This is a genomic window from Psychrobacter sp. Pi2-52, assembly GCF_904846705.1.
GTDB lineage: Bacteria > Pseudomonadota > Gammaproteobacteria > Pseudomonadales > Moraxellaceae > Psychrobacter.
Genome location: NZ_CAJHBS010000036.1, coordinates 1 through 11,968, shown reverse-complemented (window position 1 = coordinate 11,968; position 11,968 = coordinate 1). Strand labels below are relative to the sequence as shown.

At 34.6% G+C, this 11,968-nt stretch carries 4 protein-coding genes; 2 read left to right on the top strand and 2 right to left on the bottom strand.

Translation table 11 applies throughout. The annotated features are described in order from the left end of the window. Nucleotides 1-439 precede the first annotated feature (439 nt). The gene (locus tag JMY00_RS13105) at nucleotides 440-6,754 is read left to right on the top strand and encodes a hypothetical protein (protein ID WP_201580476.1); all 6,315 of its coding nucleotides are present in this window, start codon (nucleotides 440-442) and stop codon (nucleotides 6,752-6,754) included. Continuing rightward, nucleotides 6,660-7,388, top strand: coding sequence for a hypothetical protein (locus JMY00_RS13100; protein WP_201580475.1), 729 nt, complete (start codon nucleotides 6,660-6,662; stop codon nucleotides 7,386-7,388). Before JMY00_RS13105 ends, JMY00_RS13100 begins: the two co-directional genes overlap by 95 nt. An 81-nt stretch (nucleotides 7,389-7,469) precedes the next feature. Here the strand turns inward: JMY00_RS13100 and JMY00_RS13095 are convergent, their stop codons facing one another. Together JMY00_RS13095 and JMY00_RS13090 are read right to left on the bottom strand one after the other, a co-directional pair. Beyond that, nucleotides 7,470-11,225 (bottom strand): CHAT domain-containing protein, encoded by a 3,756-nt coding sequence (locus JMY00_RS13095; protein WP_201580474.1) that lies wholly within the window; start codon nucleotides 11,223-11,225, stop codon nucleotides 7,470-7,472. Between the two features lie 303 nt (nucleotides 11,226-11,528). Continuing rightward, nucleotides 11,529-11,816: a transposase gene (locus JMY00_RS13090; RefSeq protein WP_201580473.1), complete on the bottom strand. Its 288-nt coding sequence runs from the start codon at nucleotides 11,814-11,816 to the stop codon at nucleotides 11,529-11,531. Nucleotides 11,817-11,968 lie beyond the last annotated feature (152 nt).

Here is an 11,968-nt window from a genome sequence, read left to right as displayed (position 1 = left end):
GGTTTTACACCGATACAGAAACTCAATCAGGCAGCTTAATTCTATTTATTAGGTGTCTTAAGTTTGGGAGGGTTACCTATTCAACCAGTTCAATATAGGCATATCGCCTCACTTCCTTCTTTATTTTCAGCCGTAAATGGCTGGCATGTTTAGTGCTTAATATTCTGAGTGGTAATTTATCATATAACCTGCTTGCTCTCACCAGATATCGACCTGTAATAAGATATCTTAGGCATTTGCCTTGGTAGAGCTACTTTAAGCTATTGTTGGATTTTTCTCAGGTTTGATTTGGCTGGATGCAACATCTAATGACGTTTAGTATGGTTTTTACCTATCAATTTTTGTGGGGTGTTGGTATATTTGAATTCAAATAGTAATTTGCAAGTCATGAAATATTTCCTAGCTTTTTTCAACTATTATATTGGACGAATCATTTTCTATGAATCAGAATGCAACATCCATTAATTTTTCAAGAGCTGGTGATATTTTTCACTATCGCTGGGCTGTCAAAAGATGCTTAAAGTTATTAGATTTCGATACTGATTTGACTCATATTACGATAGAAGGCTCTGACGATTTTAATCAAGGTGGTGAAAATGTAGTTGATCTAGCTGAATACAGGCAGTCAATTGATGGAGAAAAGTCAGTAGAATACTTTCAGCTAAAACACTCTACTGTTAGAGCCGATGAAGACTTTAAGATATCCGATCTCAAAGATACTATTGTTGGATTTTCTCAAAGGTTTGTAGATACAAAAGATAGTAAAGACTATGCAGACTTTGAATTTACTATAATAACCAATAGAAAAATATGCCCTAAATTTAAAATAACTGTCGATAACCTTGCTAAAGGGCTTACTGCAGATACTCGTTCTGTCAATACATTAAAAAAATATACAAAGCTTAGTGAAACAAAGTTAAGAGATTTTTGTTCACATCTTAATTTGTATGATATCGAAGGCAATCTTAACGTACAAAAGCAAGATATTCATAAAGAACTATCTAGAATTTGGATATCAAAGAACGTTACCGATATGGAGCATTTATTGGTAGCAACTGTTTGGGAACGCTTAGAACCGAATAAGAGTAACACGATAAAAAAAGAGGACATTCTTGAAGCGTTTAATATTACTGATATTAATGACTTTTTCCCTGCACCACCAAAATTTGAAGCCCTTCCAAACAACTATGTTCCTCGCCAACAGCAAGACACCATAATCAATAGTATTCAATCTACTAACACTCACACTATCATCACGGCATCAGGGGGTATAGGCAAGTCAATTCTAAGCAGCAATTTAGTTAATATTTTACCTATACCTAATATAGTGATTGCTTATGACTGCTTTGGTAACGGAGGCTATCGTAAGACCAGCGAAAAACGACATACTGTTAAAAATGCAATGACGCAGGTTATCAATGAATTAGCCAAAGATGGATATTGCCTACAAATTATCCCTACTAGAAATGAGCCTGATGAACATTGGATTCGTCAGTTTCTAGGCAGGATAGATGAAGCTTGTAGCAACTTAATAGCCGACCATCCTCAAGCATTACTGGTCATCGTATTTGATGCTGTAGATAACGCCATGATGGCGGCAGATGAGTTCAATGAAAGTTGCTTTGCTAATCAGCTTTTGAAGGAAGATGTGCCAGATAACTGTCGGTTAGTTTTTACCTGTAGGCCTGAAAGGCTGGAGCTACTTGATCCACCAAGCTCTATCGTACCACTAGAGCTATCACCCTTTACCATTGAAGAAACGCTAAAAAATCTTCGTCAATATTATGCTGATGTAAATATAGCGCAAGCAGAAGAGTTTAATAGTTTGACGGGTGGTAACCCTCGAGTGCAAGCTAATGCATTAGCTTTAAACCATGAGTCCTTACATGAGTTACTATTGTCGTTTAACTCAACAATCATAACTGTTGAGGATTTAATAGAAAGACAGCTAGCAAAGGCTGTTAATGAATTAAAAGATAACTTCCCATTAGTTTATAGACAGGACATAGATAGCATTTGTATAGGATTGGCAACCTTACCGCCTTTTATTCCTTTATCAGTATTGGCCACTATTGCAAATATTCCAGTAGATTTAGTAAAAAGCTTTGTAGCAGATTTAGGACGTCCTTTATGGCTAACAGACCACGCTGTTCAGTTTCGGGACGAACCTACCGAAAAATGGTTTCAAGACAACTTTAGTGCAACCAAAGATCAAATATCAAACTATATTAATGCTATCAAACGCCTTGATATCGTTAGCCCATATATTGCTGAAGCTCTACCCATATTACTTCATAAGTCTGAAAAGTATGATGAATTAGTGGCATTGGCACTGTCTAATGAATACCTACCTGAAGGCAGTCCATACGATAAGAGCCTAATTAAGATCACACGTTTACAGTATGCTTTCAAAGCCTCACTAAAAGTTAATCGTATTTATGACGCTACTAAGCTCGCATTATTAGCGGGTGAAGAAATTGCTAGTAACGAGCGTCAAAATGAAGTACTCAAAAATAATATTGATTTAGTCACTCAAAATCTATCAGAAGGCAGAATAACGGAACTAGCCCACAAAAAGGTCATAAGAGGAAAGTGGCAAGGCTCTGAGTTAGTGTATTCGGCGTCATTACTCGCAAGCTTACCCGATTCAAAAGGACAGGCTACAGTTTATCTGCGTTCTGCTGAACACTTTTTACGCCGCTATTTTGAAAAAAGAGCTAAGCACAATGAAGATACGGATGGGCATTTCTATGAACAGATTGACGACATTGATATCGTAGAGCTTACCTCAGCACGTTTCAATATTTATGGTTATGTATATTGTGTGGACTGCTTTTTGCGTTTTAGACCGCTACAAAGTATCTACCGTATCACTTTACCATTTGTAAAGAGGCTAATTAATAAGGGCGATATAAATACTGTTTGTAAAATGGCGGCTCATGGTAAGAGTGATCCTAATTTTATACTTGCAGTAACTGAAGCACTTATGCAAGTAGGTATAACACCGCCACGAGAATGCTTGACACGATGTCTTAATCTAATCATTAACTCTAAAACACGACTTAATAAGCATAATCAGCATAGCTTTGAGAAAAGCTCTTATTCTAACAATACTTTCTTATCTTTTTTCGAAGCATGTTTAGTAGAGAAGCTACCGATCAAAAATATTAGAAGAGGTTTAAACTATTATTATAGTCTACCCAATTTATACGCTCTTTCAGAAATAAGAGCTCATGGGGACGAAGTAGAGAATTTCTTACGTTTTTTATCCTTACAAGCAAGTTTTCAAGATAACTTTAAGGTAGATCGTGAGGCATTTATTAAAAAATGCTTTCAAAGGGATGATAAAAAAGACTACGAGTCAGAAAAGGAGTTTAAAGATAGCTGTGCTCTAATCAATGAGTTTTTACCACTGTATATTTTAAGGATAAAAGTACTTAGTGGATTAAACATTATAAGCTTAGGTCACTTGAATAAGAACGAAGAGGTTTTTACCAAGCCGCATTCTAGTTATTATCAAGATTACGACCCTAAAGCTTGTTTAGCAACTAAAGCAAAGTTTGAGATAATACTCTTTGGACAATCCGACTTATTTATAGATATATTTATCAAACAACTTAAGACAGACACAATCAAACGTAGCTTTCAGAATAATTTTTATTTTCTAAGTACTAGTTGTCAACATCCGGAGCTTGAAGAATTAGTTGATTTCTTTGAGTCTGATTTACACAAACTTTTAAACAAGTTTGATATTGAAGAGTCACCAGAGACGTATTCCGATAGTTATATAAGTTTTGCTAGAGCAATATTAGCTATCGATACAGATGCCGCATCAGTTTATTTCGATACGGGCTTAAAAAAAGCCACAAATTTTGGCAATGAAGTAGCCCATAGATGGGAAGCAATATCTGCTATAGCTCAGCGTAGCGTTGAAGACAAACTATATACTCCAAAGCTTGCCCATCGTTACATGCGCGTGGCAGAGCTGATCGGTGACTCTGTTACAGGGCAAAACTATTGGGATGAGAGACAAATATTCTCTACTTGCTTAAAGTTATCGCCTTTAACAACGTTGGCAATAGCAAGTAGATGGAAAGAGCGTAATGTTGGATGGATTGGTATTTCAAACCTCGTCAATGGTGTTCTAAACATTGAAGAGATTAATCCGATTAACTTATGGGCATTCACAGCATTCAGTTTTGATAATAGTTTGGTAGATTTTTTTGATAAGATCGTTGCTATGACACCTGATAATCATAGTCAGCAGACTATGCTTGATCATGTGATTAGAGATTTAAGAGTTAAAGGCCGTGTCGGTAGAGATTGGAACACCATCGAAGACATAGCGAGCCAGTACAGTTTAAGCAATAATGAATTAAATGATTTAGAACGATTAAATGAGATGGATGAAAAAAATGATTTTAATATGGTACCTATTGATAATTTCTCTAAAAAGAAAGATAACGGCGAAAAAACTCAAAACTGGCTAAAACGCTACGGCCATGTAGATATTCTAACAAAGAATGGCTTTAGAGAGGCTTTTACTATTTTTAAAGATAACAGAAGGTCTAGACAGTATGATGATTATTTTTGGCAAGGTTGCTTTGAGCAGGTAAGTTCTAGAAAGTCACTAGTTTTTTTAGATATAGTCGTCAATTCAGAAGAATTAAGCTTTCATGAGATAAGGGACGCCTTCGAAGCTATCCCAGAACAATGGAAAGCTCGACCCGCTTTATTGAGTCACTGGTCTATCTTGATAAGTCACTTAGCTTCTAGATTTCCTATTAATTTCACACATAATAATCGTTACGAGAAAAACTTCTTAGGTTCCTTTATCATTAATGAGACTTCTAGAGAAGCGATTCGTCTAGGAGCAACCAAAGGATTGTCTGAAACTGGACTGGTTGAAGATGCAGGTTCACTTTTTCAGTTTGCGCGTTATTATGCATCGCAACTAACTATTGCAGAAGCTAAAGACTTGGTAGACTTCGGCCTCTCTCGTTTTGAAAAATATATCGATTCAGAATATGCAGACGGCGTATGGAATGATGAGTTTCTATTACCGACCAGTATAGAGTATGCAATAGTTAATTATATCTATGCAAACCTAGGATCGCCTTTTGTAGAGGAGCGCTGGCGAGCTGTACATGCAGTAATACGCTTATATCAATTGAAATGTTATGAGGAAATAGACTTACTGATGGATTGTCTATCTAATGGAGTGTTAGATATTTTTATTCCACCAGCTTATGATTTCTACGAGCTACATGCCAAACTGTATCTGTTAGTTGCATTGACGCGTTGTGTTCAAATAGAAGTAGATCCGTTAGTTAAATATATGACAACTTTCATCTCTATAACGTTAGATAACAAGCAAGGTATCTTACTCCAATATTACGCTAAACAAATATGCTCGCAAATATACAAGAAGTGTCCTGATATTCTCAATGAGTCAGCTTTAAGTGCTATCAAGCAGAAATGCGTATCTCAACTCCCTCAAGTTGACGACAACAAATATACTTACACTACAAATTCGCCATGGCATAAGGATGGGGAGTTTAACGTCACCTTACCTGAATTCTATTTTGGATATGATTTTGATAAATCTTGGCTTCCACCTCTCGGAAGCGTATTTGGTATTTCAACAAAACAAGTAGAAGATATAGCAAAAGATATTCTATTTAATGAATGGGAGATGGTACTTGATGGTAAATGGACGAATGACAGTAGACAAAATCTTTGGAAAAAACTAAATAGCCATTCACGTCAGTACGATATGTATGGCAGAGGTGGTGACTACCCCGATATTGATAGTTATGGTTTTTATATCTCTTATCATTTGATGTTTGCGGTAGCTTCAAAATTAATTGAAGCCATGCCAGTTGTTCAGGTCAGCTATCACGAAAAATCGTCTTGGTTAGAATGGTTGGATGGACACCTATTACTAGATGATAATCTTAAGTTGTTGTCAGAAAGCAGAGACTATATACCTATCGATAGAAGAGATTGGGTGTTTGCAGATGACAGTGAAGAATGGCAATGGCAAATACAAGAGAGTGATTTTATTGATTTACTACTTAGCACTCAAGGTAATGATACTTGGTTGAATGTAGAAGGCGAATGGGAAGAGGTTGAACATAGTAGAATCGAACGCGTCTCATTTAAAAGCATACTAGTATCCAAGCGTTTTAGTCAGTCTTTACTGCACACTACTATCAATCATGAGAACTATATCCATAGATGCTTTCTCTATGACTTTTGCTCGATCAATGATGGACATGACGACAAAGTATTTACAGCAGTAAAATTACTTGAGTTAGATAGACAGAAATACGGTGTTGGCTCTAAGGATCCCTCCCTTGGTGGCGTCAGGAGAATACAGCCATTTAAGTTGCATTCTGATATTACCCAAGTAATTGATTGTACTCATAGTCGTGATATGAAAGACTGGCAACTTGATGCTAAGCCATGCTTACAAAGCAGATATTGGAGCGAGGATAACCCAAGTCATAATGACGACTATATAAGAAATGGTAATCAAGCGTTAGCATCTTTAGATTTATTGACCCTCATATGCAAGCAAATGAACGTAGAAGTTGCCATACAAGTTGACATTAAAAGAAGATATAAAGACTCATTCAGTAGATGGAGTAATGACGATGACCTCGGATACATCCCGCCATACAGCAAAACCTTCCTCTTATCTGCAGATGGAAAGCTTAGAGACACAACAAAGCGTTATCAACTTAGGTAAGCGTTTAATTGATAATTTCAGAGACAATGAAGTTGATGAGATAACAGCATGGATGTGTAACTATATCGCTGAAAAAATATTATTAGCTGAACAAACTGATAATGAGGATACTAAGCAAGAGTGCTTCGACATTATACTTAGCCTTTGGGAAAGACACTCGTCATTTCCTGATGGTAAACGTCCATTTGAAAATCTTGAACCCATTTTAGAAACATTGGTTTCGCTAAATCCTAATAATCAAAACAATAGATACTTATCTAATCCATTTGCTCAGCTCTCTTCAGATAAGAATGACAAGGATTTGAACAATTGGCTTAAAATGTCGAAGGTTTTAGATAAAACTGCCCGTATCCTTATATATTTTTGTATTGACCAAGCCATTAAAGAAACTATAGATGAAGATACCAAGAGCTGGCTTAATGAAATAGCACAGCCCTTAGAAGACCCCGTTGCTAATATTAGATTCCTTTATCCAGATAAAGATGAGTCTAAAGCGAATCAAGATAAAATAGAGTCTTTGAGAGGTAAGCTCGCAACTATGGAAGAGTTCAGATCCTTAAGTGAAAGTGTTATGAGGGCTATTGAAGATGAAATATCAGACTTGGAAAAGCAGCAACCAGCTACGAACCTTTGAAGCACATGCCGAGTCTATACTAAAAATTCATTGACGATATTTGTACAACCTATCTCATTAAACTAATTGATGACACATACCTTAGTATTTTTTAAATGGATTCCCAAATACACTTAAAGCTAAGTATTTATCGGCCTCATAATCTCTAGTATAGAAATGCTTGTTGGTTTGAAAAACAGCTTCGGCAACTGTTAAAGCATCATCAACCCATCTTCGTAAGAAATATTCAAACCAGTTTGGTGTCATCATTGCATCTAATGGCCAAGGTGAAGCAATAATAGTTTCACACCCATTTCTCAATAGTTCTTTCTGTAAGCTGATTGTAGTTGATAGATAAGGATGGTTATTGAACCTTCCAGCATTACAGACAAATAGAATAACGACATCACAATTACGTAAATTTTGTGCAAAATTTTGATAATGAACTTTGAACCCCCCTTCATCGCTAACTGATGAAAAATAGTTGCTTTTTCCAGTAGTACCTCCATGAGCAGTAATCAAAGCCAATTTACTATTCTGTAAGCTTGTTGGCAAATAATGGCTAGTATTTAAGTCTATATTATAATTTTCAAATGTATTATTATCAGTATACCTATCAATAATCGTCTTTAAAGTCCATCCTTCTGTATCAGCATTAGATATCCATGCTTTTAATGACGATTTTTTCTGACCCTCATCTGAGTTAACTACATAATTTAACCATGTTATAGAGGGAGCAGTAGTTATGACGTTTTCCGCTCCTATAAATTTACCCTCATTTAAAAACAGATTAGGTATCAAGGAATGTAATTGTGTATCAAAGATAAAAATCGTGCTGCGTGTTGTCTCTATATTCAGTCCCAATAGTTCTATTGAGTCATAAAATAAATTTGGTTCTTCGTTAGCATCATAATAGCCATACTGCTTTGGAAAAGACTTATTCCATTCAATAAAGGCATCAAGGTTAAAAGTGTTAATTTTTTCAATCTCAATTATGCTTTCTCTAATTTTAGCAATTACCAATTGATTAATTTGGTTAAGACCTAAATAAATAATATCCGCATCTCTTCTCAAATTATTTACGCTAGCTATATATTCATCGATAGTAGCAAAAGGCTTTATTGGAGAATCTATTTGATAAGAATGTCTATCTCTTATAGCATGCTCTGCGAGAATCTCTAGACAAAATAGAATTTCATATTCATTTTTATTATTTATATCATTTAAATACATGTGTGATAGTGTTTTTAGTTTAGTAAAGTCTTCTGAAGACTTTTCAGAATAACGTCCTTCTTGTTTAAGATACAAGTTAAATATGAAATTAAAATCACCATGTATTAACGCTGATAGAAAGTCTGGTAGCTTAGAGTTAGTGGAGTCTAATTTCCTAAAGAAGTCATCAAATTTTTGAGTATCAACCTCTTTATCTTGAAGCATTTTATAAGACTGAATAGCTAAAGTTAGAGATGGTTTTATATCATGATGAAGTTTCAATTCATTTTCATAAAATTCAAGTAATTCAGGTAATAGGCTTATCAGTTTCGTTATATCGGTATCAACCTGGCGTATGCAAGCCTTAAATTTGACTGCTAGTCGAATAGATTTAATTTCATTCGCAGTTGAATCAAGAATATCTCTATTAAATTCACCAATATTTCTTTCGACGATCTCAAGCACTTTTAACGCTTTATCATTAAAATCTAAATCTCTAAGAATTCGTGCCGTAAGGATTCCTGTTAAGTAGTATGAGTTCACACTAATTTCACCATGCTCCATTGATAGCGCCAGACAAGTTAAGGCTTCATCTGTATCGTTCATTCTATGAGACACATCAGCATAGCCCAGTAGACCAATTTTTTTACGCTCTAATGTTTTTGGTATAAAGAGTAAGTATTGTAGATAGTCTCTGATTTTCTGACTATCGTGCTTTAGCGTCATAACTGAAAGAACAACTCTTAAGAAATGTAAGTCACTATTTTTGGAGGAAGAAAAACGTGCTAAATTATAAATTAATGAAAACGCGTAATTAATACTTTCAACCTCTTCGTTAATTTCCTCTATATTTTGCTGCAAATTATCCAAAGCTCCGTAGAACTGTAGTCTGATTAGGTCTTCTATAACTTTTTGCTCTGGAATAAAATTTTGTGGAAACGCATGATATTCTCCTATAATTAAAGTACCAGTAGAAAATATCTCATCACAAATAGATTTTGTTTCTTTTTTTAGGGTATTTATATCAGTTGTTATACTAGATCTATCAATTTCATCAATATCATTTAGTACAAAGCCATCACTTGTAAATTTATTGTAGATATAGCTAACAATAAAAGCAAAGCCATATCCATAGTTACTAGCATAATCAACTAATTCAGCTAATTTATCCTTAACATAAGTGATTGATTGATTCTCAGTATTTGTTAATTCAAAGACATATTCAAGTATGTCTAACAGTAAATCAGAGTCAACTCCTATTTCTTCATGGGGTTTAGAAAGAAGTATTTTAGCTAGAGATACCAATTGTGAATAAACAAAGATATTATCAAAGTAATCACGATGATTTAATATCAAATGATATAATTCTATATATTTCCCTTCAGATAGCAATTTCTCTTTAGTTATATGCAATAATGAAACTAAGTATCTATCATGGATACTTTCTATAGCTTTAGTAAAGAATACATAGGGGCTCGTATCTAGTTCATTTATATTATCTTTGAGATAGAGCATATAATCTATGAATTCCTGCTCAAAGCTATTGTTCAAGGAGAAATTATACGCATCTTCATAATTCTTACTTTTAATCATTTCATTAATTTTGTATAGCTTAGCTTTATTAGACTCTGGGAATAGAGTTACTATCTTGCTAGTAACTTCAAAATATATCTCATCATTTAGACCTTCACTTAAGTCAGATATTTTTGCTAGATAAAAGTAGTCATCAGTTAAGGCTAATGCTTGTTTCAGTAGACCAATAGTTGTCTCTTTTGTATAGAGGTTTTTAGAAATTTCAGCTAACTTTAGATAATGATGCGATGACAAGTTATTCTTATTAATTGACTCGAATAGGGAATCAATTTCTTTCTTGAAAAAACCTCTATCATCCATTAATTGTGAGTAGACCTGTAATTTTAAAAAATCTTTATCATCAATACCTTCTAAATTATTTATATATTCAATGAGTTCAGCAATAGCATTGTCATCAATCATATTTTGAATTTTAAGCTTTATGTCTTGTTCTTGATTCTTCATTGTGTTAGTGAACCCGCAAATACTCAGTGCTTCAATCTCGTATAGTGGTGAAATAAAGTCTAAATCTAACATATACAGTTGTGTGTCAAATATAATAAAGTTACTACTGCCTCTATTCTCAAAGCTAAGAACAGTATTGGCAACATTTAAGTATCTAAGCTCAAAATCAGTTAGCTTTTTGCCGTTTAATATCTGAGTCAGTTTAGGGTCATAGTCTGAAGGTAAGTATTTCTCAGTATTTAAAACAATAACGAATGCGTTCTCCATACTGTCTATGATACTTTCTAGTTCTGAAGTATTAAAGTAAGAAGCAGTAATGAACTCGAGGGTTAATTTATCTTTAAGTATTGAGTTATAGTGGGTTTCTATTTTTTCGATATCTATATTTAGATTGGTATTGATAATAATTATTTTTTTGTAAAGATATTCAGATTCTGAAATTTGTATAAGTGCCGAGTACGAAATCAAGGTATCTATATATATATTTATGTTTTTTTCGTCTCCCCAGAAAAATAAATCCATATTGTCTGGTAGAGGTAAATCTATACTACTGTCAATACGTTGTTGAAAGAATTGATATATATTCTTGTTTTGGCTGGTAATATCCATTTATTATAAATCCTGTATTAGAAGTAGCTTTTCATATTTTTGTAGTGGTCAACTAATTTTAGACGCCTGATAAGAGGTTTTGATTAAAATAACATTTCTCTGTTTCAACTGGTGATAGATAATCATTGGAGCTGTGCGGTCTCACGGATTGATAGTAGCCTCACATATAATCATTTATGGAACTTGAAGTCTCAGCAATATCCTCATAGGCACTCTTTGGCATCCACTCCGTTTTTAAACTTCTAAAGAAGCGCTCAGTGGGCTCATTGTCCCAACAGTTGCCACTACGACTCATAATTTGCGTCATAACACCCTCATAACTAACCACGGATTCAGCGAACGTCTTACTGTTGTAATGCGTACCTTGATCAGAGTTAAATAGGACGGCATTTGGCTTAACTCTGGTGTGATTAACCATCTGTAGTGCTGAACTTGTTTCTCTTTTTTATGCTTACTTACCCTGTTATCTAGGGTGGAAACTCCAATCCCTAGCGACTCTGCTACTTCCGCAATCTTGCGCTTTTGATCAACTACTAAGCTAATGGCTTCAAGTTTAAATTCTTGAGTATACTCTCTGCGTTTAGTAGTCATACTAGTTATCCTCTTTGGGCTAGTATAATCTCTCATAAACTGTTCAAGTTTATTATGGCATTATATGCCTAGTAAATTAGACCTCTTGCAAAAGTCATAGGTTAAGCTCGAAATTAACAACACCGGCGAATAGCTTCATTCTAAGATCATAG

Coding starts and splice junctions, on each gene's coding strand:
- JMY00_RS13105 (WP_201580476.1), top strand. CDS start 440: ATGAATCAGAATGCAACATCCATTAATTTTTCAAGAGCTGGTGATATT.
- JMY00_RS13100 (WP_201580475.1), top strand. CDS start 6,660: ATGACCTCGGATACATCCCGCCATACAGCAAAACCTTCCTCTTATCTG.
- JMY00_RS13095 (WP_201580474.1), bottom strand. CDS start 11,225: ATGGATATTACCAGCCAAAACAAGAATATATATCAATTCTTTCAACAA.
- JMY00_RS13090 (WP_201580473.1), bottom strand. CDS start 11,816: ATGACTACTAAACGCAGAGAGTATACTCAAGAATTTAAACTTGAAGCC.